The organism is Paenibacillus sp. J31P190, from assembly GCF_059692075.1.
In genome coordinates, this window is sequence record NZ_JCAUAS010000020.1 from 76,871 (window position 1) to 102,090 (window position 25,220).

Sequence of the window (25,220 nt, forward strand, 5' to 3'; positions counted from 1 at the left end):
CCCAATTGCAATGGCGGCACAGATATGCTTCCCTCGTTCCAAATCTATTCATTTCATGGATATCCGAACGATCCGTTAAACACTGACTTTCTTCACAATGCTAAGGCGATGTGCAGTACGAGAAAAGTCCGATGTGCTGTAACCAGCAGACTCGTACACAGGCAGCACCATTTCATTATGAACATCCACTGTTACCATAATCTTCTTCACGTTCCGATGAAGGAACCTTTGCTTCATTGCTTCGATCAAAGCTTTACCGATACCTTTGCGTTGATACTCTGTTGCAACTGCGATCCGATAGTAGTAGCCATTGTTATTATCAATCGTGCCGATAATCATGCCTACAACTTCCTCTTCTTCTTGAGCGATTAAAACAAGTTCTGTATCCCATGATAGTTGACGTGCAAATGCTTCAATTGTTTCTTCATAGCAGGTTTCCGATAAAACATCCTGCAGAAGTGTCTTCACCGAAGAGGTATCACCAAGCTGAAATGAACGAACGTGCATACGGTTCTCTCCCAATTCCACTTTTATTTGTTAGGAATAATTTTTTGGTAAAGTAGTAAATACGACAAAAAAGTGCGGAATCCTGCTAAAAATGTGTCAAAATTCACAAAAAACTTAGTTTTTTTCGATTTTCCTCTTGAAAGCGCTTAAATGCAAGCGTTTTCATCAAATTGTTTCAAAAATTTAGCAAATATATTGTCTAAAAGATATGTACTCATGTATAAAAATCATGCTAACGTCGGATTTTATAGAAGGATGTGCAAGGAATGGGAGGTGAATCTATGTCTAACAAAGATGATTCCGCGGGGTCATACCCACGAAATATACGTGATTTCCAGGAATTGAGCTCAATGAAGCCTAGTGAATGGACGGAAATCGAGCTCCAATATAATCACAGAGCTATGAGTGATTTATCCCCTTGGCTCAATGAACAAGGAACCCATATTCACAGTCAAATCATCCAGGAAATTGAGCGCCGCGGCGTCTGACTTAGTAAACATACATGTTGCTTTATTATCGAAATTCCTTCATAATGAAGTTGAAACTACATAATTTTAGGAGGTATTTATACAATGGCACATCAATTACCAGCTCTTCCGTACGCGAACAACGCACTTGAGCCACACATCGATGCAAAAACGATGGAAATTCACCACGATCGTCACCATAACGCCTATGTAACCAACCTGAATGCAGCTCTGGACAAACACCCTGCTCTGCATGACAAATCCTTAAACGACCTGATCGCTGACCTGAACAGCCTTCCTGAAGATATCCGTACAGCTGTTCGCAACAATGGTGGCGGACACGCAAACCACTCCCTTTTCTGGGAAACTATCGGACCAGAAGCTGGCGGAGCACCTACTGGCGCTTTAGCAGCAGCTATTGAGAGCGAGCTTGGCGGCTTTGACAAATTCAAAGCAGACTTCGCTGCTGCAGCTACAACACGTTTTGGCTCTGGCTGGGCTTTCCTAGCTGTTGACAAAGCTGGCAAATTGAAAGTATACAGCTTGCCTAACCAAGACAGCCCGATCATGGAAGGCGAAACGCCGGTCCTTGGTCTTGATGTATGGGAGCATGCTTACTACCTGAACTACCAAAACAAACGCCCTGACTACATCGCGGCTTTCTGGAACGTTGTGAACTGGAACGAAGTTGGCAAACGTTACGACGCTGCGAAGTAATATCTGTGCATAGAGAAAGCGACCTCTCGGGGTCGCTTTTTTTGTTTGCATGGTACGGAACACTATTAGCATAAGTTTGGTTATATAGAGTATGAAGTTCATAGAACAAACTGGATCTAACACGCGGTGGTATCTGAATTTCATTGGACAAAATCCAATAAATTACCTATTCAGACTTTGGATATCCTACTTTCATTGGATAAACTCCAATGGAATCTAAGATTTTCCATGAATATTAGCATTTGGTGGGAGTTCGATTGGATATAATCCAATGGAATATGTCATGGTTAGGACTGAATGGGAAATTCATTGGATATAATCCAATGGATTATGTAAAGGTGCCAGCAGTTTCTGCTAAGCAACAAATAAGCGCGAAAACCGCGCTTATTCTTGCATGCCCGAACAAATACGCGCGAAAACCGCGCTTTCAGCGAGAGCTCGGTGAGCTGATGCTCGTTGACAATGTCCGAGAGGTCGGAAATCGACTTCTCACCTGACCGTCATGCGCGTCCGTACTGTGAAAGGGCAGAAAAGGCGCTTAATCGTTCATGCCCGAACAAAATCACCCTGAGGTTGAAGAATACACTTATCCACAACATTATCAACATTTTATCCACAGAAGCAGAAAATCATAATTTCCTATACAACAAAAAAAACGACCCCTGAGGGGTCGTTTTTGGATTGGCTCTATTTTATTAACATATGAGAATTTACTGAGGAGCCTTGGTTTGAAGCAGCTTTAATCCCATTCCAATAAAAATAATGCCCGTTATTTTGTTTAAAACCGTGCCAATCTTTGCGCTTCCTCTTACTTTTTTTGTAAGGTGCGAAGAAAAATAGGCAATAAAGAGACACCATAGCAATCCAGTGAACGTAAATGTAAGTCCTAGAATAATAAATGGGATAGGCCCAGAAGCCTTTTTGTCAATAAATTGCGGGAGAAAGGCAATGAAAAATAAAGAAACTTTCGGGTTCGTAAGACTGGTCACAAGCCCTTGCATATATATTTTACTGATGTTTTGTTTGTTGGACTCAGAAGCAGCACTAAAGTTTACATTTGATTTATCAAGTAACATTCGAATGCCAAGATAAACTAAATAGATAACTCCAACTATTTTAATGATATTGAATAGGAGAAGTGATTTTGTAAGTATGATGGATAAACCAAAAGCAACTAGTAATGTATGGATTAAAGAGCCACTAATAATTCCATACACTGAATAAATACCCGCATTTCTCCCCTGGGAAATACTTCTTCCCACAATATACATTGTGTCTGCACCAGGAATAAGATTCAGAAGAATTCCAGTTAGCAAGAATACCTCATAATTAATTATTCCATACATATTCGCACCCCCATCTTTTTTTAAGATCTTATCATATTAAGGCAAGTTGTAAATAGAAAGATTTTTAATTTTCAAACACAAAGCCATCCCCGCACATCACGCGCTGGAAGTTCTTTACGCAAACACCAGAAAGCTGTACGATATAGACATGGTCAAGCTGATCCGAGGGCAACATCGCGATCTACCCTTATGCCTTGGAGTTTCCCTAATTACAGGTGAATCCGGCATCTGGCGAACAGCTGGTCGTTTAATATGGCCGAAATGAGATGAATACCTGGTGAAAACAATCGTTTCTTTACTCCAAAATGTCCCCTTATTTCAAGAGCTTTCGGAAGAAGATTTACAGGCAATTGCCCCTTTATTCACAGAAAAAAAAGCAAAAAAGGGCGGAATTCTTTTTCTCGAGGGTGATGAAGGCGAGGAATTATTTCTAATTAAATCAGGTGTCGTGAAAATATATCGCTTGGATGAAGCCAAGGAAATTATTCTAGCTCTGTTTCGCGATGGGGATTTTTTCGGTGAAATGTCCTTGATAGGCAGCGGTCATACTCGGTCAGCAACCGCCGAAACGATGGAGTCTTGCACACTTTATGTCCTTAAACGTACGGTATTCACTCAGTTCATGGAAAAGAGCCCTAAGCTATGCTTAAAGCTCCTAGAAACCACGATGGGACGACTGCGTCTGGCCAATGATCAAATCTACGACCTTACGTTCTTAGGGGTTCGCTCTCGTATTATGAAGACCATTATCCGCCTATCCGAGCAGCATGGTGTTCCTACACCGGAAGGTCTTCTGATTAATGTAAAACTTACACATCAGCAGCTAGCTAATATGGTTGGCACTGTGCGAGAGTCTGTAACCAAGGTGCTGCAGGAGCTCCTCGATGACGAACTTATACAAATTGATAAAAAATTAATCACATTAAGAAATGTGGATGCCATTAAGAGCGAGATTCGATGAGAAAAGAGAAAGCGGAGAAAGTTATGCCTCGTTTCTCTCCTGCCACTCTTTCATAATCCGTATAAAAACGTTCGGAAAAGCGTATTGATCGAGCTCGTCCGGGCCTACCCAGCGATAATGAAAAGGGATCCATTCCCCTCCAGTACTTAGGCGGTTAGAGTTGCTTAGCTTAGCGCGGTATACTTTCATTTTCCAAACAATATGACTGAAAATATGTTCAGTATCCATGAACCACTCGTTAGGCTCAATACCGATTTGTTCCTGATCAACAAGGGCTTGACGGAGCTCAGTCCTATTATCCTCATCCGTATTCCATCCTTCAGACTTCCAAGCCACATGCGGCAGCTCCCACATACGAGCGAGCAATCCCTCTTGCGGACGCTGCCTGATCAACCATTTCCCTTCGTTTTCACCCGTACCTTCTATTAAAGCCACTGCACGCAGTTCTGGACGCGGAGGTTTGGCTTTCTTTTTGATAGGCAGGGCTTCTTCCATCCCAGCTTCACGCGCGGAGCAATGCGCCATTACAGGGCACGTCAAACAGTGCGGTGAACGAGGTGTACATACCATAGCTCCAAGCTCCATCAATGCTTGATTGAAGTCACTTGCGGTACCTTCTAGAATGAGTTCGCGTGCCAACTTCTCCATTTTAGTCCGGGTTGCAGGCTTCATAATATCTTCTTCAATTAGAAAATAGCGTGACAGGACTCGCATAACATTACCGTCCACGGCAGGTTCAGGTTTATTATAGGCGATGCTGAGGATCGCTCCTGATGTGTAGGGGCCGACGCCTTTGAGCGAGGATATCTCCTCTTTATTTTGGGGGACGATACCGTCATAGCGCTCGTGAACTTCTCTGACTGCCGTTTGAAGATTTCTTGCACGCGAGTAATAGCCGAGCCCTTCCCATGCCTTAAGCACGTTCTCCTCTGGCGCAGTTGCCAATGCCTCAACCGTTGGAAATTGCTCGACGAAGCGATGGAAATACGGAATCACTGTATCCACCCGGGTTTGCTGCAGCATGACTTCGGAAATCCATATATAATAAGGGTTTTTGCTTCTTCGCCATGGTAAATCCCGTTTATGCGTTTGGTACCAATCCAATAGATTTTTGGAAAAATAAACTTTCTGTTCTTCGCTGTACATGAGCTCTCCTTCTCTATGGGGCACGTTCCAGTTATAATGAATGAATGGACATGTTTCCATTATACGAGAAGTGTGGAACATAAAACTAGAGGTGAATGTATGCAAAACTCAAAACAAACAAATTTGGCAAATACGAATCAGAAGGACTTGGAGAATAAAAAGCAGCAGGACTTGGAGAATAAAAGAAAAGCCTGGATCGGTCAAGCTAACGCATTAATCCCGCTTCTGTTCATTTGGGGTGCGGAATGGATGTTCAGCGCGCTTGTCGATTTTGCGATTTATTGGCGCGACTTGGATTGGTTGAAGCAAGCGGCTTTTATCACAGCGGTTGTGGCCAGCTTGGTTCAGATATGGAGCCTGCGCAAGGAATTTAGGGCTGGCTCTGCTGAAGGCGCGCGTGAAAGATCAGCTGGCTCGGATGGACATGCAGGCGCAAGTGCTGGTGAGCGCAACGGCTGGGGACATCCAGCCCTTCTAGTGCTGCCTGGAGCGATGCTCATTGCAGCCGTTGCTCTGCTCGAGGCCATTGGCGCTGTTAGCCCGCTCTTCGCGCCAGTGCTGCGAGCGTTCATTCTCGCCATCGGGTTCGTGCAGGTCGGACTCCTGCTAGGTAGACCGCTGGTTTACCTTGGCTTGTGGCTGTTCGCCTTGTCTGCCCTGATGGGCGTATGGTATTTAGGTTACTCTGGTGTTGTGCTGGAAGGAATGGGCGGCATTAGCCTTATTCTAAGCGGGTATATGCTGCGTGTTTGGGGACGGTAAGCGGAATGAGCAGAAATGCAAAAATGATGTAAAAAGCGCATCAAATTCTGGCTACACCTCCCGTTTCAGAAGAGAACATGCAAAAAGTGCATCTAATACAGAGGATTGCCACCATTTTCAGCAATAATGTGGAAATTAGATGCACAAAATGCATGATAACTCTTCAAATCAGAAAATAAATGATTATTTGCTGCACTTTTTGCATCTTACGGGAAATCTACCGCCTTGCCCACCCTATTCCCCGTCTGTCAAAGCTTGATGCTGCCCAACTTGGAATATAGTGGACGAACGAAGAATTAATCCCAGCATAGGAGGAAGCTCACTATGGAACAAAGCAAAAAGGCTTGCACTCGCGCAAGCCTGAACGGATATCGGATGCCGGAGGATGAGCAATCCGGCATAACATCTAGACCGCCACTGCAAGCAGCACGGCGGTTTAGGACCATCGGCGCGCTCGTCATTGCGCCGATGGTTCTAGCGCTGGCCGCGTGCGGCGGTGGTACTTCGGGTGGCAGCGCCGCCACGAAGACACCGGCAGCAACTGCGGCAGCCGAGAGCTACCCTGCGTTCGTGAAGGCGCAGGAGCTCTTCACAACGAACAAGTGCATCAGCTGCCACGGCGTTGATCTTGCTGGCAAAGTCGGCCCTAAGACGAATTTGCAAAAGGTCGGCAGCAGACTGAGCAGCGAGCAAATCGCGAACAAGATCAAGAATGGCGGAGGCGGCATGCCAGTCTATAATACCAAGATTTCCGAAGAGGATATCGGACTTCTATCCGAGTGGCTCAATTCGAAGAAGTAGTCGCCGATTTAGACTTTCTCCACAATTGCATAGGCGGCAGCCATCGATTCCGTATGGGTTATGCTAATATGGATGCGGTGGCTGCCTATTAAGCCTGCCCGCAGCAGCGCTGCCTCGTTCACACGGCATATCGGTTTGCCAAGTTCATCCGGCAGCACCTCGACGTCTTGAAAGCCAATTTGCTTGCCGATGCCGCAGCCAATCGCTTTGACAATGGCCTCCTTAGCAGCAAACCGGCCTGAAGCAAACTCAGCAAGTCGCCCACGCCTCCTCTGCGCCAATTCTCTCTCCTGAGGCGTCAGAATCCGCTCAAGAAACCTTTCACCCGTCGAACCCTCTAACATTTTGCGAAGCCGTGCAATTTCAACTAAATCCGTTCCGACTCCAATAATCATAGACACCTAAGCCCCACTTTTCTTGCAACGTTGTGCGTACAATTTACATGATTCCTTGCTTGCGGTCAAGGGGGAGTAAGAGCTTGTCTGTACTTGCCCCTAGTCTATCCTTGTTCATTCTTATGGATGTGAATTGGATCATGTTATTCTCTCTAGTTCTTCATGTCTCCCCCAACGCTTACTTCGAGGTAAGTAAGTTACACTATTTTCAGCTCTTATGCCGAGCCTCGACAAGGGGTATACTGGGTATAGACTAAAAGCTGGGAGGCCAAACATAATGAGAATCATGCCACTTGAGAAACGTGGAATATCAAATAGCCGAGTCGTCTATGGATGTATGGGAATTGGCGGGGAATGGAATACGACTCCTTATACAAAGGAAGATTTCATCATCGCTGAAAAAGCTGTAGAAGCTGCATTGTCGATTGGTATTACGATGTTCGATCATGCTGATATTTATAAAAAAGGCAAATCCGAGTCTATTTTCGGAGAAATCCTCAAACAAAGACCTGATCTGCGCGACCAAATCATTCTGCAATCCAAATGTGGCATTCGTCCTAGTGACGGCGTGCTTCCAACTCGCTTTGACTTCTCCAAAAGCCATATCATAAGCTCGGTTGATGGCATTCTGCAGCGTCTTGGCGTGGAACATCTGGATATTCTCTTGCTGCATCGTCCAGACCCGCTTATGGAACCGGAAGAGATTTCTGAAGCTTTTAATCAATTGAGATCAGCTGGAAAAGTGCGTCATTTCGGTGTATCCAACATGTCTTCCGCACAAATTCGTTTCATTCAAAATTCATTGCCAGAACCGCTTGTTGTGAATCAATTGGAAATGAGCCTAGCCCGTCTAGACTGGCTGGATCAAGGTATTTCAGTCAACCAGAAGGCTGGCTTGGATACCAATTTCGCAGATGGCATCATGGAGCATTGCCAAATGCAAGACATTCAAATCCAGGCTTGGGGCCCTCTTGCCAATGGAAAGTTTTCTGGCGGCAGTCTCGATGACGCACCTGAAACTGTGAGACAAACAACGGCTCTCGTGCAGACATTAGCCGACAAATATGAAACTAAACCGGAATCCATCGTGCTCGGATGGCTCATGAAGCACCCTGCTCGCATTCAACCGGTTATCGGTACGTCTTCCGCAGAGCGCATTGTCGCTTGCAAAGACGCCGTGAGAATAGCCGAATCCCTGACTCGCGAAGAGTGGTACACCCTCTATACGAGCTCCCGCGGCCAATCGATGCCATAGGTTAGTTCACGATAACAACCCCCGACCTTGTCTGGTCGGGGGTTGTTTTGTATGAAGCCCTACACACCCGGAATCGGGATTCGTTTATGCTCCGTTTTCAAATATTGCTTCTCCAGCTTCTCTTGCACAGCCGGATCAATTTGCTTGCCCTCAAGATAGTCACTGTTATCTCCGTATGTAATACCCAGTTCGTTCTCGTCCGTCTGGCCGTCCCAAAGTCCGGCTGTCGGAGCTTTATCCAACACGCTTTGCGGTACGCCAAGCTTTGAGGCCAATGAACGCACTTGACGCTTGTTCAGCGTGCTCAGCGGCGTAATGTCGACCGCACCGTCGCCATATTTGGTGAAGAAGCCAGTGATCGCTTCAGATGCATGGTCTGTCCCTACAACGATCAGGCCAAGTTCAAAAGCAAGTGCATACTGCATAACCATGCGTGTCCGCGCTTTGATGTTGCCTTTGCCGCCGCGGCTTACATGCTGATGAACACCGATATGCTTGAGACCATACTCGACTTCAATGGCGATTTCGTCGACAGCTTCTTCAATATTATTCTCGATTTGATATTTCAAATCGAAAGCTTTTGCCACCGCGTAGCTATCCTCAATATCCACTTGCTGACCGTATGGCTGAAACACACCGACGGTTTTGTACTCTTTGCCCTTCTCAGTGGTCAGCTCGTCCGTCGCTTGCTTGCATAATCCCGTAGCTACAGCACTGTCGATGCCGCCGCTGATCGCAATCAGCAGGCCGTTTGCATTCGCACCCAGCACATAGCTTTTCAGAAAGTCCACACGTTTGCGGATTTCTTCATCCACATCAATCTCCGGCTTAACGCCGAGCTTCGCGATAATTTCCGTTTGCAAACTCATGCATCTCTCCACCTTTTCTATAGTTTGAAACCATTCATTCTTTAAGCACTAGTATAGACTTTCATTCCTGAAATTTCAAAGGTCAATCCATCGGACATGGCTCCTAAAAGCAAAAAAACCCCCTTGCAAATACTGCAAGGCGGGTCTTTCCGAATCATATTTAAGTTATTTATTATTTGCAGAATTCATTGAAGGCACTAATTAAGTCGCCAGCAATCATATCCGCGGAGCGGTCTTCGATTTGGTGACGTTGAATGAAGTGAGCGAGTTCACCATTTTTGAATAATGCGATAGAAGGGGAAGATGGCGGGTATGGCGCCAAGAATTCACGCGCTTTTGCTGTTGCATCCTTCTCTTGTCCAGCGAACACGGTGTATGTGTATGTTGGCAGTGTATCGTTTTGAAGTGCTTTGGCTACTCCTGGACGACATTGGCCGGCTGCGCAACCACAAACGGAATTGACGACTAACAGCATCGTGCCATCCTTCGATTTTTCAATCGCTTCTTCTACTTGCTCAGGTGTAAGAAGCTCTGTAATACCCAGACGAGTCAAATCTTCTCTCATCGGTTTAACCATATCTTTCATGTAGGAATCAAAAGACATTGCCATATGTGCCACCCCTTAGGATTTATTAGTTACTCTCAAAACGTAATCGTTACAACTTATATTATACATCCGATAGCCGCGAAAGCAAAGTCCAAAGTCCCAAATAGAAATAAAGCGAAAGCTTTTACGCTTCCGCTTCATCTTCCTTCTTCTTTATAGTTTCCTTGTATGGATCGTAGGAAACATCTTTATCCGGATGCGTGAAAATTCCGCTTTGCGGCACGATACCTTTTTCAAAATATTCGCGATTCTCGGCACTTTGGAACCCAATATCCTTAAAAGGATGAACCCATTCATCTCCGGCCATGACCGCAGGGTCGGTCTCAGCCGTCCATTGCTCTAGCGGGGAATTGTCCGATTCATACTCATGGTCGCCGATGACGACGCCATGCTCATTCACAAAAGCTTCTCGCGGACCGCGCCCTTGCTCAAACTGAGGGAGAAATTCAATCTCGAACGGATCGAGATCGCTTTGGTTCTGATTGCTCTGTTCCTGAGCTGATTTGGCCATCTTATTCTTGTCTTGACTCATGTCGAAGGTCGGTTTGGGCCGTCCAGTTTCTTATCAACAAAGCCCTCTTTCCCTGCTGGTGTTGCGGACTTCTCGCGCTCTTGGTTTTGCTGTTCTTGCTGGATTTGCGTCTTGGAATCGTTTTGACTCATTGCACTCAGCTCCCTTCTGCTAGTATTATGTGTCAAAACGGGGAGAAGCATTCCAATGATAAGCATGAATAGAAACAATAGCTGCGCTAAGCTAAGATACAGCAGTGTCGGTTTAGCAGCAGCAAAAAAGCTTGTCAGCATCCCTGCCGCGCCCCCATACAACAGCGAATATTTGAGCAGTACGCCTTGTCCAAGCGTCTTCTTACGCAGCTCTATAACATGCTGCCAAATAAGGAGCAGCACAAGAAGCAGCGAAATATAAGCGTGATAAGGATGAAAACGAGATACCGTACCTTCGACTCCTATACCCCAAGGTACCGCTGTAGGCAGCCCATATGCGGGAATGAGTGCGCAGTATAGGAAAACTGAAGCCGTTGTTCCAACTGTTATAACATCCAGTACAAGGAAGAGTGGCGTTCGATTTTTATGAATTTGGTAGTACATGTAGATACAAGCAATCAGCACACCTAAAGCAATCTCAGTGCCCGAGCCAGACACCATGAGCAGCTTTAATGGATTATTCCACAATAGGGATGGCTGCGTCACAATGACCCCTAGCTTCCAAGTCAGTAAAACGATAATAGCACTGTTAAAAACAAAATCCTCAATAGGCTTGGCGATCACGATTTCGGTGTCTTTCAACAAACGCTGGGTTGCTCTTCGGATTAGCCATAATCCCAAAGCACAAGCTAACAGCAGCGCCAGTAATCTTCCTTGCAGTTGAAACGGTCCAATCTGTAACACATCAGGCATAGATAACGCCAGCCTCTCTCATTCGACTCTCTTTATCGTAGTCAAAGTAAGAGGCATCTGCAACTCTTATGGTTCCAAGAATTGGAACGTGAATGAGGATCTCTTCAATTTTTCAAAATGAAAGCCGGCTGCTTGCAGCTTTTTGATCACGGTAGGCAGCGCTTCTAAGGTTGTCGTCTTGTAGGTGTTGTCGTGCATCAGTACAATAATGCTCTTCTTGCCGCGGCTCGCGCTAAGCACGGAATCGATAATCATTTCCCTGTCTTGCACAGGAGCAGCCGCATCCGTTGAGCTCACATTCCAGTCGAAATACTGGTACCCCTCCTTTTTTACCACGCTAGCTACTTTACTCATAATGCCTCTGCCTCCTGGCTTCCAGCTCAAGTGATTATTCGACCCTCCAGGAAATCGCAAAATATCTGGACGATAACCGACCGTTTCCTCCAAGAGCTGATCCAACCTATGCACATCCTTCATGAACGCCTCAGGTGATCTATAAATACGATTATAGTCATGTGAGTATGTATGATTCCCTAGGGCATGGCCTTCAGCGACGATTTGCTTATAAAGCGCCCTCCCTTCGCTCGTATCCGCGCCGACAACAAAAAAAGTGGCGGTGACACCGAATCTTTTTAAAATATGAAGTATCTTGCTCGTACTCTCAGAGGGTCCGTCATCGAAGGTGAGATAGGCAATTTTGCCAGAAGAAGAGATATGTGGAGGTCCCGTGTAGGAATGCTGCGTTTCCACGATTTCGTCGTCTATGTAATTCGCTGTGGAAGCTGTGAATGTCTTCACTGTTCCAGTTGGTGAAAGCTGCAATGTCTCGATGGATACTGATTTCGGGTCCTTCCCTTTATGTAATTCTGGTGTCGAGCAACCAATTAAGCTGGACCCACTCAGAAACATCGTTACAAGTAAACCTGTAATCCGAATCATGCTACCCATTCTATGTTCCCCCCTGTTCGATCCTGAAACCCTCTTGCTCCAGAAGGAATAATCACTCCTTAGATACCGTTCTTATTATGGCTTCCTTTGCTTTCGACATTAAACCCAATATTTCCCGGGAAATTTGCAAAAGTTCTGTTTTCTTCGTCTAAATAACATAAATAAGCGCGAAAACCGCGCTTATTCTGGAGCGCTCGAACAAATAAGCGCGAAAACCGCGCTTACAGGATTCGAATATGTCAAAAAAGCCCCTCACAAGGAGGAGCTTCTTAATCAAACACTTTCTATTTCTCAACGAATGGAAACAGCAGCTTTTGATTTTCCCTGGTATACATATTTTCTTTCGTGATAACCTCCGAGCCTGTATCTATGGATGTTTTCACATTTTCCCCATCGTAAACCTGAAGTGCTGTTTTCACAGCTAAATATCCCATGTTAAATGGCTTTTGCACAATGGTTGCTTGCAGGATCCCAGCCTCCAGGAAAGCAATTTCATTCATCGAGCTATCGAAGCCGACCAGCTTAATGTTATGCTCTGGATCAAACTCTTTCAACGCCCTCGCAGCCCCTATCGTAGAAACCTCATTCAATCCGAAAATGCCGCGAATATCCTTATGTTCGGCAAGGAGATTTTTCGTTTGCTCATACGCTTTGTCTTCAGAACCATTACTGTATAACGTATCTAAAATCTGTATGGAAGAGTCGTTCTGCAAATGGTCTCGTACCCCATTCTCCCTATCCAGCTGGGTTGTAGATCTCTTGACAAAACTGACGATCGCATAGGTTGCAGGTCCCTGTATATAGCGTTTCATCGCCTCCACTGCTTTGCTCCCTGCTGCATAGTTATCAGTTGCAATCAAACTGGTTGAAACACCGCCTTCCAGACCGGAATCTACGGTAACTAACGTAATGCCAGAGCTAATTACTCTTTGAGCAACAGGCACCAGTCGGTTATAATCCGTTGCCGCCAAAATGATGGCTTTCGGCTTCAATGCGATCGCCTCTTCCACCAACTTGATCTGCTCATCGATGTCTGATTCGGACGGCATACCCATCACTTTCACCTCTGTATTGTACTCTTTGGCCGCAGCAGTTACTCCTTGGTTCAAAACCCGCCAAAATTCCACGTGAGGATCGATCGTCTTGGGAATGAGGATAAGCGGCCTGTCCTTAGCCTCTATGCCCTTTGACACGATGAAGTAAGCAGTCGTCATGAGCAGGACCAGTATGATTGCAATCGTTACGTAGCTTGCTCTAATTTTCAACTTCACACCTCAATTCTCGCTGTCGTTATGGACAGGGGGTATGGCAGGAATTCGTACGGTAACCGTCGTGCCCTCTTCCAGCTCACTCTCAAATTGCAATCCGTACAATTCCCCGAAATAAAGCTGGATGCGATGATTCACATTGTGCAAGCCGAAGCCTTTGCCTGACTCTGTTTGACGTGTTTTGAGCATCAAGGTTTTCAATTTCTCTTCACTCATCCCAACACCGTTATCCATGACCTTGAGCTCAATAACCCCTTCGATCCTGCGTCCCGTGATGCGTATATGTCCGCGTTCCGGTAGATGCTTCATTCCATGGTATATGGCATTTTCAACCAGAGGCTGCAAAATAATTTTCAATATTCGACAGCTAAGAATGTCCGACTCTACCTCGACCACGTACGTAAATTTATTCCGATAACGGATGTTCTGAATCGTCAAATAATTCTGAATGTGCTCCAACTCAACCGCAATTGGAATGAGTTCTTCCCCTTTGCTAATGCTCGAACGGAGGAGTTTGGACAAGGCCGAAGTCATCGTAACCACTTCATTCACTTTGCCCATCTCAGCCATCCAAATGATGGAATCCAGTGTATTGTACAGAAAATGGGGCTGAATCTGCGCCTGTAACGCTTTTAGCTCACTGATTCGTTTGACCTCCTGATCTTTCAAAGTTTGGTTCATGAGCTCTTTGATTTTGCTGATCATTAGATTAAAGGTTCGTGACAGTTTACTGATCTCATTCGCACCTTCCACATCGACACGAATGTCGAAGTTGCCTTTTTCCACCTGCTTCATATGGACTTCCAGTTGTTTAATCGGCTTGGTTAGGGTGACAGACAGCAAAATGGAGATCGCTAAGGCAATGATTAACGAAATACCGCCCCACATCGCCGAAGTCAGCTGCATGTCCTTCTTATTTCCACTTAGATCCCCAGCGTAGGTAACCCCAACAATTTTCCAGCCAAATTTCGTTGTACGGACGGTGTAGATTTTGCTTTGCTCTTTTTCTTGTGTATGGAAAGTACTGTCTTTCACCTGTAAAAGGGTTGGAATATCCTCTGATTTCAGCCCCGAGTAGATAAGCTGCTGCTGAGGATGATAAATCAGATCGCCTGCTTGGTCGAGTATGAAGACGTACCCTCTTTGCCCTAGCTGAATTTGATTACACAAATCATTAATGACGTTATAATTCAAATCGACCAACAGGACACCGCTTGCCGCTCCAGGCAATGGATTAGGCATTTGCTTACTAATCGACACGACCCATTTGTACTCATCCTTATATAGGTGTTGAACGTGTGAGGGAGAAATGGCGACGTCACCGTTGTCTCTATTAGCCTTGCTGTACCATTCTTGTGTAATTAATTCGGCATATGATTTGAAATTTGCATCCATGCGTTCCGATACAATGGCTCCATTGGAACCTGCAAATACGATGGAAGCGATATCATTTCGAGAAGCAACAATGGCATGAAAATAACTGCTGATCTGACTCGCCAGCTGCTCTCCCTCTGTTCCCTTAGGGTTTTTCAAAGCTAAGTATCGTTTCAAATCAGCGTTGCTCAGCGATAGAGCAGATATACTTTCCATGTTACCAATGTAGGTTTGGATATTTTTGTTTACTTGCTCGATAAGCTGCTTGGTATACTCCAATGAAGTATCCGTAACGGCCACCGTAGAGAGACGGTAAGCACTGTAGCTTAGGATGATGGTTGTGCAAAGAATTAAGCATGAAAAAGCCAGTGCAATCTTTGTATGAATGCTTTTGAATTGAATAGGACGCCGCCAGGTTCTCATAGGCTCGGCTGACCTTTTTGCGCTGATCTGAATTCTTTGGGGGTCATGCCTGTATTTCTTTTGAAAATAACGCTAAAATATTGCGGATCACTGTAGCCAACCTTAGCGGCCAACTCATAGGTTTTGAGCTGCGAAGCAGCGAGCATTTCTTTGGCTTTATCCAAACGGTATCGGGTCACGTACTCGACGAAAGTCTCTCCGGTATGCGGTTTGAACAAAGCGCTGAAGTAGCTCATACTCATATAAATATGATTGCACACCTGCTGAAGCGAGAGCTGTTCGTCCGCATAATTCGCATGAATGTAGGCGACCGCGGCTTCCATCTGGGCTTGAGACACTTTGGTTCGTTTCTCAGCCAGCAAGTGCACGAGTGCAAAACAAATTTCCTCTAACCAGATCCGCACATCATCTAAGGTTTTCCTCGCATATAACTGCATGAAAGAATGATCGCCAAGCACCGCAGCTTCTTCGAAACCAGTCTCCACCAATACGTTCATTAACGTGACGAGCAGTTTATTCAATTTGCCGTAGCATTTATCCATCGAGCAGTTGCCCTTCTTCATTTCATTGATCCAATCTTGCAGCGTAACCTTTACGACCGTCTTTTCACCTGTTTTGATGGCAGAAATCAATTTCTTCTCCATATGGATGTAACTAAGATTGTCCAGGCTGCTCCCAAATTCCATATCCCCAATCGAAATGATCCGGTTCATCCCTAGCAAAAATCGGTAATCCAGCGCAGAAAGCGCTTCCTGAAATGCTTTTGGCAGGTCTGACAGATCGCTGTAAGTGCGACCAATTCCCATCGTTACCGTCATGCTCAAATATTTCTCGATGCTGTGCCTCACATGCTCGGCAAGTGTTTGGCAGGTCAATTCGATTCTTTCCGAATCGCCAGAAAGCAGTGCGACAAGCTTGTCATCACGCGTTCGGAACACAATGCCGCCTTGTTCTTTCTCCATGATTTCATGAAAAATGTTGTAAGCTGCAAAGCGTAATAGCTCCTCCTCAGCTACTGGGTCACTGTAGAACTCACGGTTAAACTCATCAATATCAAGAGCAAGTACCGTTAAACTGGGACCGCTCAAAGAAAGTCCAAACATCTGGAACTTGCGTTCAATTTCATCTCTTCTCATGCAGGAAGTAACTAACCGTTCAAGAAATCGCTCTCGAAGAAGCGGCATGCTTTCGTGAAACTGATGACGGAGAAAGGTCACATCTTCCCTCTGTTTACGCTCCTCATCCAGCTCTAGCCTTAACTTATGAAGAAAATCGGTAAACTCTGCGGAGTTGATCGGCTTTAGCAAATAATCTTTGACCTTGAGTTTGATAGCCTGCTTCGCATAATCGAAATCCTCGTAACCGGTTACAATAATAACTTTGATATCCCGGTAATTCGCAGCAATTAGCTCTGTCAGTTGAAGGCCGTCCATGAACGGCATGCAAATATCTGTAATGACGGCATCAGGCTGCAGGCTCTCCAACGCCTCATAGGCATCTCTGCCATTATCGAAATCTCCAACCAGTTGGAAGCCGCAGGCCTCCCAATTCGTCTTCCGCTTGATGCCTTCTCTGACTTCATCTTCATCGTCAATCATGATGATTTTGTACATTATGGGCCACCTCTGGCGAAATCGAATTAAGCTCTATGTGTATTGTACACAGCAGTTTCATTAAATGACAATAGAGACTGCGCGTATTTGCGCAGCCTCTTTATTTTATTCGTAGAGCAGCGGCTTGATGTCAGCAGCATCAATGTTCGTTTTGTCGTACCAGTGGAAGCCTGTATCGATCGATTTAGGGACAGTCTCGCCTTTAATCGATTGGACGGCAGCTTTCACTGACCAGTAACCAATGCCGATCGGATCCTGTGTAATGGCACCAGCCATCTTACCGCTGCGGATCGCATCCATTTGCTGCTTGCCGGAGTCATAGCCGACGATGATGATTTTGCCGTCTTTTTTCAGCTCTGTCACGGCATTGATAACACCGATCGCGGATCCCTCGTTAGCACCGAAGAAGCCTTTAATATTCGGGTGAGCTTGTATAATTGCTTTGGCCAAATCCGTTGACTTGAGTTGATCGCCTCCGCCGTACTGCGTATCAACAATTTTGATATTCGGATATTTCTCCTTGATCCGATTCGTGAAACCATCCCGGCGATCAATACCCGTACGGCTCGTTTGGTCATGTACGACAAGGGCGATCTCTCCCTCATTGCCGATGAGCGATGCCATTTTGTCCGCTGCCAACGCGGCGGCAGCTTTGTTATCGGTGGCGGCCGTCGTCACCGGGATGTCGCTGTCCACACCGGAGTCAAAGCCGATGACGGGGATTTTGCTTGCTTTTGCCTTCTCCAGCAGCGGCGTTGCGGCTTTGCTGTCCAGCGCAGCGAAAGCGATGGCTTGTGGCTTTTTGCCCAATGCAGCCTGCAGCATTTCAATTTGTTTATCCACTTGCGTCTCCGTTTCCGGACCTTCAAAAGTAATTTCTACATTAAATTCCTTGGCGGCTTTCTCAGCCCCTTGTTTGACAGCTTGCCAGAATTGGTGCTGGAAGCCTTTTGAGATAACCGGAATATAAATTTTATCCGATTTTGCCGCCGCAGGCGCTGCTGTTGTTGATGCGACTGGCGCAGCCGTTGTGGCAGCTGTTTTCGTATCTGTCGTTTTGGCACCGCATGCCCCAAGTACTATCGTTGTTAATAATAATAGCGATGATGCTACCGCAAATTTCTTCGTCCGTTTATGCAATCTTAATCTCCCCTTACTTATAATTTGTTGTATGTGACTCCGATTTGGAGTGAAATACCTCTATTTTTTGCGACGTCTCATCATATCAGCGTAGACCGCTAACACAACAACAACCCCTACGATGACCGTCTGCCATTCTTGCTTAACAGATAAGATTCGCAGTCCGTTCGTGAGTACGCTCATAATGAGAGCACCGATGACGGTTCCAAGAATGGAACCTTTGCCGCCGCTTAAGGAAGTCCCTCCAATGACAACGGCTGCGATTGCTTCCAGTTCATAACCAGAACCAAGCGCGGGTTGAGCGGAATTGAGACGGGAAGCCATCATAATACCGGCGATACCACTGAACACACCAGTCAGCGAGTAGATGACGATTTTCCAATAGTCTACATTAACGCCGGAAAGCCTAGTGGATTCTTCATTGCTTCCTAGGGCAAAGTTATAACGTCCAATGATCGTCCTCGATAAAATAATGCTGGCGACAATGGCAGCGCCGAAGAAGACGAGAATGGCATTCGGAATTTCGAAGCCAGGAATGATTGAATTAAGAATGGACCCCATCGAAATCTGTGAGAATGCCGGCGTATCATTAAAATAGATCGGCTTCGTCCCTGAGATGACGAGAGAAAGTCCTTTGGTCACCATCATCATAGCTAGCGTTGCGATGAATGGCGGAATTTTCATCTTCGCAACGAGAAGCCCGCTGATGAGACCGCAAACGGCTCCAGTGGCAATGCCCCCGATAATGCCAAGCGGCATCGGTAAATGCCACGTTGTGATGATGACTCCGGCCATCACCGACGAGAAGGTCATAACGGTTCCGACGGCCAGATCAATCCCGGAGGTGATGATAACGAACGTTGAACCTAAAGCAAGCACGCCGATAACGGCTGTTGATAGCATAATGGCTACAATGTTATTGAATTGAAAAAAATTACTGGAAGATACCGAGAAGATAATAACCAGCATAATCAAGCTGGCGAATGCCAGCAGCTTCTGTGCAGCACCGGTTTGACCCGATATCGTGGGTACTATTTTTTTACGTACAAGCCATGTTGACATCATGATTCCTCCTAAGACATCCGCTAACTGATTCGCATCGTAGCGTATTTCATAATCGCTTCCTGGGTGGCGTCCTGTTGACGAAGCTCACCGGTAATTCGCCCTTCGCACATGATCATGATGCGATGGCTCATTCGCAATATTTCGGGCAGCTCCGACGAAATCATAATGATCGATTTCCCCTGTGCGGCAAGCTCATCCAGCAGTTTATAAATCTCCGTTTTCGCGCCAACATCGATACCTCGCGTCGGCTCATCGAAGATGAGAATGTCGCAGTCCCGCAGCAGCCATTTACCGATAACGACCTTCTGCTGATTGCCGCCAGAAAGAAATTTAACTTGCTGATGAATGCTCGGCGTCTTGATTTGAAGCGCTTCCACAAAGTGTGAGGCTGACTGATCAATTTTGGCATCATGCATCCACCCGAGCAGACGTCTAGCTTTGCGATAAGAGGCAACGGCGATATTCGTCTTCACGTCCATATCCACCATGAGCCCATAACGTTTACGATCCTCTGATAAATAACCGATTCCATGTTTCACCGCATCATGCGGGGCTTTGATCTGCACCTTGTGCCCGTGGATGCGTATGTCGCCCGAGTCAATCTCATCTGCGCCAAAAATGGCCCTCGCCACTTCAGTACGACCAGCTCCCATAAGACCCGCAAAGCCAAGAATCTCGCCTTTTGCCAAATGGAAGGAGACGTCTTTCACCGCAGAACCCCGGTTCAGATTCGTTACCTCGAGCACTCTTATCTCTGAAGCATCAACGGTAGTCTGCTGCGTGCTGACATAGAGTTCACGACCAACCATCATCGCTATGATCTGATCGATGGACGTATCTTTCGTCTGTACGGTATCGATATAGCGGCCGTCACGCATGACCGTGATGCGATCGGTAATTCGCTTTAACTCTTCCATCCGGTGAGAAATATAGACGATGCCTACCCCACGCCCGCGCAGCTGTTCGATGATTCGAAACAGCTCCTCAATTTCAGCATTGGTAAGTGCCGCCGTCGGCTCATCCATGATGAGCACTTCGGATTGAAATGACAAAGCCTTGGCGATTTCCACCATTTGCTGCTTGGCGACTGTTAGCTCCGACACCTTCGTGCGAGGATCGAGCTGGAGATTCATTTCGCTTAGCAATTGCTGTGCCTGATCGTTCAGCTTCCGATCATCGATGAACAGCTTAATTCCCTTCCTCGGCTCGCGCCCAATAAATATATTTTGGGCAATCGTCAAATCCGGCATTAAGTTCAGCTCTTGATGAATCATCGAGATGCCAAGCTGCTGAGCCGCTCTCGTATTGGGGATATTCACTTCCTTGCCTTTCAGGATGATTCTGCCTTCATCTTTCTGATAGACACCCGTGGCAATTTTCATTAACGTGGACTTTCCGGCGCCGTTCTCGCCAACAAGCGCATGCACTTCACCGGCTGCCAACTCTAGACGACATTGATGGAGGGCATGCACACCAGGAAAATGCTTCTCAATTCCTTCCATCCGGACCAGAGCTTCATTCATGACCTCACCTCGTGTTCGTTTTAACATTTCGTGCTTATGTGCTTATTCTATCTGCAATTTGCTGGAAAAAGAGTGGATAAATCTCTTCAAAAAAGTTGAAAATCTTATGATTTTACTGATGCCGCAGCACTAAAAGTAAAAGGATGTCCAACATAACAATAAGGTTGTCCGGATTAAATTGTCTTTGGGCACACCATCAATAAATCGGGGAATGACAGAACAACTACCTTATAATTCCTCTTCACCAACAAACTTGAACCCTGTAACCTGTAGCCAGTTTCCAGAGAAAAGAAATCAGAAACCAGAAACCAAAATGCGGAAACCAAAACTAAAATCAAAAACTAAAAACTAAACCAAACCAGAAAATCAAAACAGTCCCCGGATGAAAATTCATTCATCCAAAATCTCAATCAATAAAATCCATTAAAAGGTTGAGAAAGGAGTAAGCTCCACTCCTATAAGCCACTTTCAAACAAAAAAAGCCCCTCACAAGGAGGGGCTTCTAGATAAAACCCAGATTACTCGGCTTCTTTAACGTTTAATTTCTCTTTCAGCAGATTCAACTGCTCATCAACTTTAGCTTGCTTTGCAACATCAACAGGTGTGTAGCTGCCTACTGAGCCTGCTGGTACGTATGGCTTGCGAGCGATTTCCGCTTCAACTTCCAGTTGGATAATTTTCTCTTCCATACGTTGGAAGCCGCGGGATGCGTTGCCGCTCTCGATGACGCCATTGTAGGACACTTGTGCCATTTGTTTTTTTGCTTTAGCCAGTTGAGCGCGGGACACAAGCTCGTTGCGTTTGTTACGCAGTTTGTAGAACTCGTCTTTCATTTCGTGCAGCTGCTGTGTTAGCTCATCAGCATGTGCTTTGGAAGCGGCATATAGATCTGTGTACTCAACAATTTTATCTTCGTGGTACAATTTTTCTTCAACAGCTTGGCGAGCGATAGCCTCTTGGCCATTTTTGATCGCTGCGGAAGCTTTAGCTTCACGGTCAGCCACGAGACGAACAGACTCTTCCAGACGTTGCTTCAGCTTGCGCTCGTTGGCGATTTGTCTAGCAACAGTAACTTCAGCTTGTGCGATTTCTTGCTCCATATCCCGTAAATATTGATTCAACATAACGATCGGATCCTCAATTTTATCCAATACCTCGTGAATTGATGCTTTTGTCATATCTTTCATTCTTGTAAATACTCCCATGGTTTACACGTCTCCTTTTTTAATATCAATTGGTTGTTGTTCAAAGCGAGCGACTTTGGCTCTCAGTTCTTCTACTTCTCTTTGCAGAGCTTTCTTTTCAATGTCTTTCATCATCTCGTCAATGTTGTTTACTTTCCCAGCGTCGTACGGAGCATTGTAGCCCGTTTGTTGTGGCGCATGGCTAGGGTGGTGCGGCTTGTGAGCGTTCCATGCCCCGCCATTATAGCCTTGACGGCCATATGAGCCGGCATAAGGATCAAATGGCGGCTGATCATACCCAGGTTCCTTTGGAATAACAAGTGCAGCTACAAAGTAGATGAAAATGACTGTTCCTCCAGTGAAGATAGTGGTGATCACCACTAACAAACGTAATAGCGTTGCATCTACATTCATGGCCTCGGCGAGTCCGCCGCATAGGCCAGTAACTTTCTTATCTCTTCGTGAGCGGTATAGTTTGCTCATGATTACTTGGCTCCCTCCTGCTGCAGTCTGTTTCTAAGAGCTTCCATTTCAGCATCTACTGCCGGGTTTCCCCCGCTATAGTAGCTTTCGCGCCCCATTCGTCTTACATCGCGGAGCGTTCTGGCATGCAGCTCCATATCGGATACGCACTCTTCCAAGCGACCGAACATCCGCGGTGTCGCATCCTGCGCCACACTGCTGCGAGCATGCAATCTTTGCTGTAACCTTGCGGACTCCATTCGCGCTAAGTAGTAGCTGCGTTTGTCTGCCACTTCTTTGTAATCGGCCTTGAGCTGCTGCAGCTCTTCATCCAAATCAAGGATTGACTGCTTTGCTTGGTCGTACAATTCATGATATTGCTCGCTTTTCTCTTCAGCTTGCAGCTTCTCTTGAAGCACGATCCTTGCCATATGTTCTTCGCCGGCCTTCAGAGCCAGCAGCGCTTGATGCTCGCGCTTCTCTTTGGTTTCCAGCGCCGTCAGATATTGCTGCCGGAGAGAAGCTGCATGGCTTACGCATTGTTGATACAGTCTCTCGGACTGTTGAAGCTGCTCACGCTGCGCTGCTAAGTACTGGTCAATCAAGCGGACCGGGTCTTCCGATCGCTCCAAATGTTCATTCAGTGTTGCTACGGTAATGTCTCTCATTCGCCTAAATAGGCTCATCTCTCATACCACCTTTTTCACTCTCTGTATTCGTTTCAATTACACCGTTCTTCTTGTCAACATCGAAACTCCGTAACCTATCAACCCAATCGCCAGTAAAATGATGATCCAACCAGCTAACTTACCAATCAGGATGATTGCGCCAAGCCCTGCAATAATCCAACCGATTTTGCTACCGTTCTGTATACCTACATAACCAAGGCCAACCATTCCTATTGGAATCAAGTATCCCATCACCGAGCCAATAAATGGTCCCATGTGAACGCCTAGCTTATTTAACAGAATCAGTGCACCGAATGCGATTAGCAGAGCGGCTAAGCCTGTATTTCTTTTCATCGTTTCGTCACCGCCTTTCGTTGTTTGCTGTGTTGTTTGCTGTGCTCTTGTTCATGTCTTTATTTTAGGTAAAAACGAAGCTTTCCAAAACGGACTAACGACGGTATTTGTTCCTAGACCTTAGTCGGGGCGCATCTAAGACCTGTGTCAGGCAAAAACAGTGTTTATACGACAGACGTTTTGGTTAAATACTTAACAAACTCGGTAACCCGCGCTTTTATCCCGGGAAAAGGAAGGTTTAAATTATGAAACAACGATTACAAACGTTAACTATACGCATCCTGTTATCCACTCTATTCCTTCTATTACTCCCTACTTATGCTTGGGAAGCAACGGCGATAGCGCCTGTTTCGAAATCATTTAAGGCGGATATTCTTAGTAAAGAGCCATTGCCTATGGTAAAACTTTTTCGTACTGTTCCCAAAAAAACGTCCACAGCAAGTAACGCGCCACTCTTTTCTTTTTCCGTGCTGAGCGATATACATGTGGGTGCAAAAGACAAAGATTCTCAAAAGCGCTTCCGTGCTGCTTTAGCCGATCACCGTCTTATTCGACCTGACAGCAAACTTATAGTAATGAATGGCGACCTCAGCAATGGCAACGAAGCAGATAATCGGAGTCTGGTCAGCGTTATGAGCGAACACCCTTTACCTCCCGTTCATGCAACGATGGGAAATCATGAGTATTATGGAATGTGGCAGACGAAGAGTGGCGGTCAAGATACCAGCAGGCTAAATCCGAATTGGACAAGCCAAAAGGCCATCGACCTATTCCATCAGATGTTTAACTATGAAAAGCCCTACCATGAACTCGTCATGGAGGACTATCACTTTCTATTTCTTGGGGGTGAATTTTATCGCGATGTGGATCCTAACGTGAAAGAGGACGCTTATCTATCCACTGAACAGCTTACTTGGTTTCAAGATAAATTGAAGGCAGCTGCGGCTGCAGCGCCGGACAAGCCTATTTTCGTGTTCCTGCATCAACCACTCGTTCATACCGTGGACGGTTCGGATCAAGAGCTCGGAGTTGTACAGCAGGAAGAGCTTAGGGCGATTGTGAATGCATATCCGAATGTTGTATTCTTCAGTGGGCATACCCACTGGAATTTGGAGACTACTAAACAGATTAAACAGCTGGAGTTCCTTGCGGTATCTAGCGCCTCTGTCCATGAAATATGGAATTCGAAAAATGAGCCTGAAGGCAGCGCGGCTAGCCAGAGCATCGTTGTGGACGTTTATACGGACCGTATTGTGATTCAGGGGCGTGAGCATTCGGAGAAAAGGTGGATTGAGCCGGCATTTGTGAAGCGTTATGAGGGGAATTGATTGAAAAAACTACCGAGCGAGGACGCAAGGTAGTTTTTATCCACTTTTATACATATCGTTTAACTAAAGAAAACTCGACACTATTCATAGCGATTTTTGTAATCTAACAAAATCCTTGCTGCGTTTGCTGCGGGTCGCATGTATCGTACGGAAAGATAGTAATTGAAACAACTCATTTATGAAGCAAAAAAAGTTTTGTCCGGAAAACCGTCTCCCTCTGCATAACATCTTGCTATAGCTGAAGCGGCCTTCATAAACATATGATCCTTGGTAGTACCTGGGACCCTCTCTAGCTGCCGAAATTCTTCATTAACTAGATCAAACTCAATTTCACCCAAACTTTCTTCTGTTGGACCAAATTTGTATATGACTTTTTCTGCATCGTCGAATACTTTAATCAGCATCAGATATGTTGCCATTTTCCGACCCTCCTTTCTTTTTTGGCAATAAAAAAACAAGCCCCTAAAGAGTAACCCGGCTATCATCCCATGACATGTGACTCATGGCTTAGACCCGTGGCTTTGCGTCTCCACCTTTCGATGGATTTGCCTTTGTTCATTATTGCTTGATATTAGGTGTGTTTCAGTGATTATTTCTAGTTGTAAAGAACTAACTATTTCC

28 protein-coding genes and 1 riboswitch are annotated in these 25,220 nt (G+C 45.8%); of the genes, 8 read left to right on the forward strand and 20 right to left on the reverse strand.

Features of this window, described 5'->3' with window-relative positions; genetic code table 11:
- Nucleotides 1-75: 75 nt before the first annotated feature.
- A complete protein-coding gene (locus AC58U0_RS27605) occupies nt 76-507 on the reverse strand; it encodes a GNAT family N-acetyltransferase (RefSeq protein WP_497382067.1) in 432 nt (143 codons plus the stop codon).
- A 281-nt stretch (nt 508-788) separates the two neighbouring features.
- On the opposite strand from AC58U0_RS27605, the gene yfhS reads away from it, so the two are divergent.
- The 3 genes from yfhS (at nt 789) to AC58U0_RS27620 (ending at nt 2,188) form a co-directional block, all read left to right on the forward strand.
- Complete coding sequence (yfhS, locus tag AC58U0_RS27610) at nt 789-995, forward strand: mother cell protein YfhS (protein ID WP_497382068.1); 207 nt, start codon at nt 789-791, stop codon at nt 993-995.
- A gap of 84 nt (nt 996-1,079) precedes the next feature.
- Nucleotides 1,080-1,691, forward strand: coding sequence for a superoxide dismutase (locus AC58U0_RS27615; RefSeq protein WP_029194504.1), 612 nt, complete (start codon nt 1,080-1,082; stop codon nt 1,689-1,691).
- Between the two features lie 257 nt (nt 1,692-1,948).
- Nucleotides 1,949-2,188, forward strand: coding sequence for a hypothetical protein (locus AC58U0_RS27620; RefSeq protein WP_497382069.1), 240 nt, complete (start codon nt 1,949-1,951; stop codon nt 2,186-2,188).
- A 213-nt stretch (nt 2,189-2,401) separates the two neighbouring features.
- On the opposite strand, the gene AC58U0_RS27625 is transcribed toward AC58U0_RS27620, so the two are convergent.
- Nucleotides 2,402-3,037 carry a LysE family translocator gene (locus tag AC58U0_RS27625; RefSeq protein ID WP_497382070.1) on the reverse strand — a complete coding sequence of 212 codons (636 nt, stop codon included), beginning with the start codon at nt 3,035-3,037 and terminating at the stop codon, nt 2,402-2,404.
- A 277-nt stretch (nt 3,038-3,314) separates the two neighbouring features.
- Between AC58U0_RS27625 and AC58U0_RS27630 the strand changes: the two genes are divergently transcribed.
- The gene (locus AC58U0_RS27630) at nt 3,315-3,998 is read left to right on the forward strand and encodes a Crp/Fnr family transcriptional regulator (RefSeq protein ID WP_057303463.1); all 684 of its coding nucleotides are present in this window, start codon (nt 3,315-3,317) and stop codon (nt 3,996-3,998) included.
- Between the two features lie 21 nt (nt 3,999-4,019).
- Here AC58U0_RS27630 and mutY read toward each other — a convergent pair whose 3' ends face one another.
- Nucleotides 4,020-5,144 (reverse strand): A/G-specific adenine glycosylase, encoded by a 1,125-nt coding sequence (mutY, locus tag AC58U0_RS27635; RefSeq protein WP_497382071.1) that lies wholly within the window; start codon nt 5,142-5,144, stop codon nt 4,020-4,022.
- A 99-nt stretch (nt 5,145-5,243) separates the two neighbouring features.
- Here mutY and AC58U0_RS27640 point away from each other — a divergent pair, with 99 nt between their 5' ends.
- Together AC58U0_RS27640 and AC58U0_RS27645 are read left to right on the forward strand one after the other, a co-directional pair.
- Nucleotides 5,244-5,906, forward strand: a complete 663-nt coding sequence (locus AC58U0_RS27640) for a hypothetical protein (protein WP_497382072.1) — start codon at nt 5,244-5,246, stop codon at nt 5,904-5,906.
- Between the two features lie 324 nt (nt 5,907-6,230).
- Nucleotides 6,231-6,707, forward strand: coding sequence for a c-type cytochrome (locus AC58U0_RS27645; protein ID WP_497382073.1), 477 nt, complete (start codon nt 6,231-6,233; stop codon nt 6,705-6,707).
- 8 nt (nt 6,708-6,715) lie between these two features.
- On the opposite strand, the gene acpS is transcribed toward AC58U0_RS27645, so the two are convergent.
- Nucleotides 6,716-7,102 carry a holo-ACP synthase gene (acpS, locus tag AC58U0_RS27650; RefSeq protein WP_060646893.1) on the reverse strand — a complete coding sequence of 129 codons (387 nt, stop codon included), beginning with the start codon at nt 7,100-7,102 and terminating at the stop codon, nt 6,716-6,718.
- 277 nt (nt 7,103-7,379) lie between these two features.
- Here acpS and AC58U0_RS27655 point away from each other — a divergent pair, with 277 nt between their 5' ends.
- Nucleotides 7,380-8,357 carry an aldo/keto reductase gene (locus AC58U0_RS27655; protein ID WP_497382074.1) on the forward strand — a complete coding sequence of 326 codons (978 nt, stop codon included), beginning with the start codon at nt 7,380-7,382 and terminating at the stop codon, nt 8,355-8,357.
- A gap of 59 nt (nt 8,358-8,416) precedes the next feature.
- Here AC58U0_RS27655 and nadE read toward each other — a convergent pair whose 3' ends face one another.
- The 15 genes from nadE to AC58U0_RS27730 form a co-directional block, all read right to left on the reverse strand.
- The gene (nadE, locus tag AC58U0_RS27660; protein ID WP_497382075.1) at nt 8,417-9,226 is read right to left on the reverse strand and encodes an NAD(+) synthase; all 810 of its coding nucleotides are present in this window, start codon (nt 9,224-9,226) and stop codon (nt 8,417-8,419) included.
- A 172-nt stretch (nt 9,227-9,398) separates the two neighbouring features.
- The gene (locus AC58U0_RS27665) at nt 9,399-9,836 is read right to left on the reverse strand and encodes a BrxA/BrxB family bacilliredoxin (protein ID WP_029194512.1); all 438 of its coding nucleotides are present in this window, start codon (nt 9,834-9,836) and stop codon (nt 9,399-9,401) included.
- Nucleotides 9,837-9,957: 121 nt separating this feature from the next.
- Entirely contained in the window at nt 9,958-10,344 is a 387-nt protein-coding gene (locus tag AC58U0_RS27670; RefSeq protein WP_497382076.1) for a DUF3905 domain-containing protein, read from the reverse strand.
- 17 nt (nt 10,345-10,361) lie between these two features.
- The gene (locus AC58U0_RS27675) at nt 10,362-11,249 is read right to left on the reverse strand and encodes a prolipoprotein diacylglyceryl transferase family protein (RefSeq protein ID WP_497382077.1); all 888 of its coding nucleotides are present in this window, start codon (nt 11,247-11,249) and stop codon (nt 10,362-10,364) included.
- Nucleotides 11,250-11,315: 66 nt separating this feature from the next.
- Nucleotides 11,316-12,197 (reverse strand): polysaccharide deacetylase family protein, encoded by an 882-nt coding sequence (locus tag AC58U0_RS27680; protein WP_497382078.1) that lies wholly within the window; start codon nt 12,195-12,197, stop codon nt 11,316-11,318.
- A gap of 284 nt (nt 12,198-12,481) precedes the next feature.
- Nucleotides 12,482-13,462 carry a substrate-binding domain-containing protein gene (locus tag AC58U0_RS27685; RefSeq protein WP_497382079.1) on the reverse strand — a complete coding sequence of 327 codons (981 nt, stop codon included), beginning with the start codon at nt 13,460-13,462 and terminating at the stop codon, nt 12,482-12,484.
- 9 nt (nt 13,463-13,471) lie between these two features.
- On the reverse strand, nt 13,472-15,262 hold the full coding sequence (locus tag AC58U0_RS27690; RefSeq protein ID WP_497382080.1) for a cache domain-containing sensor histidine kinase: 1,791 nt from the start codon (nt 15,260-15,262) through the stop codon (nt 13,472-13,474).
- Nucleotides 15,259-16,875 (reverse strand): response regulator transcription factor, encoded by a 1,617-nt coding sequence (locus tag AC58U0_RS27695; protein ID WP_497382081.1) that lies wholly within the window; start codon nt 16,873-16,875, stop codon nt 15,259-15,261. The genes AC58U0_RS27690 and AC58U0_RS27695 overlap by 4 nt, the downstream gene beginning before the upstream one ends.
- 105 nt (nt 16,876-16,980) lie before the next feature.
- Nucleotides 16,981-18,015: an ABC transporter substrate-binding protein gene (locus AC58U0_RS27700; RefSeq protein WP_497382082.1), complete on the reverse strand. Its 1,035-nt coding sequence runs from the start codon at nt 18,013-18,015 to the stop codon at nt 16,981-16,983.
- 60 nt (nt 18,016-18,075) lie between these two features.
- Nucleotides 18,076-19,080, reverse strand: coding sequence for an ABC transporter permease (locus AC58U0_RS27705; protein WP_497382083.1), 1,005 nt, complete (start codon nt 19,078-19,080; stop codon nt 18,076-18,078).
- Nucleotides 19,081-19,100: 20 nt separating this feature from the next.
- Complete coding sequence (locus AC58U0_RS27710) at nt 19,101-20,603, reverse strand: sugar ABC transporter ATP-binding protein (RefSeq protein WP_497382084.1); 1,503 nt, start codon at nt 20,601-20,603, stop codon at nt 19,101-19,103.
- Between the two features lie 518 nt (nt 20,604-21,121).
- Nucleotides 21,122-21,808 (reverse strand): PspA/IM30 family protein, encoded by a 687-nt coding sequence (locus AC58U0_RS27715; RefSeq protein ID WP_060646872.1) that lies wholly within the window; start codon nt 21,806-21,808, stop codon nt 21,122-21,124.
- Between the two features lie 3 nt (nt 21,809-21,811).
- Nucleotides 21,812-22,270: a PspC domain-containing protein gene (locus tag AC58U0_RS27720; RefSeq protein ID WP_057303693.1), complete on the reverse strand. Its 459-nt coding sequence runs from the start codon at nt 22,268-22,270 to the stop codon at nt 21,812-21,814.
- A gap of 2 nt (nt 22,271-22,272) precedes the next feature.
- Nucleotides 22,273-22,935 carry a PspA/IM30 family protein gene (locus tag AC58U0_RS27725; protein WP_497382085.1) on the reverse strand — a complete coding sequence of 221 codons (663 nt, stop codon included), beginning with the start codon at nt 22,933-22,935 and terminating at the stop codon, nt 22,273-22,275.
- A 39-nt stretch (nt 22,936-22,974) separates the two neighbouring features.
- The gene (locus AC58U0_RS27730) at nt 22,975-23,271 is read right to left on the reverse strand and encodes a LiaF transmembrane domain-containing protein (RefSeq protein WP_060646866.1); all 297 of its coding nucleotides are present in this window, start codon (nt 23,269-23,271) and stop codon (nt 22,975-22,977) included.
- A gap of 245 nt (nt 23,272-23,516) precedes the next feature.
- On the opposite strand from AC58U0_RS27730, the gene AC58U0_RS27735 reads away from it, so the two are divergent.
- Entirely contained in the window at nt 23,517-24,599 is a 1,083-nt protein-coding gene (locus tag AC58U0_RS27735) for a metallophosphoesterase family protein (RefSeq protein ID WP_497382086.1), read from the forward strand.
- Nucleotides 24,600-24,775: 176 nt separating this feature from the next.
- On the opposite strand, the gene AC58U0_RS27740 is transcribed toward AC58U0_RS27735, so the two are convergent.
- Nucleotides 24,776-25,018 (reverse strand): hypothetical protein, encoded by a 243-nt coding sequence (locus tag AC58U0_RS27740; RefSeq protein ID WP_497382087.1) that lies wholly within the window; start codon nt 25,016-25,018, stop codon nt 24,776-24,778.
- A 46-nt stretch (nt 25,019-25,064) separates the two neighbouring features.
- Nucleotides 25,065-25,159, reverse strand: a riboswitch (cyclic di-GMP riboswitch).
- Nucleotides 25,160-25,220: the final 61 nt, after the last annotated feature.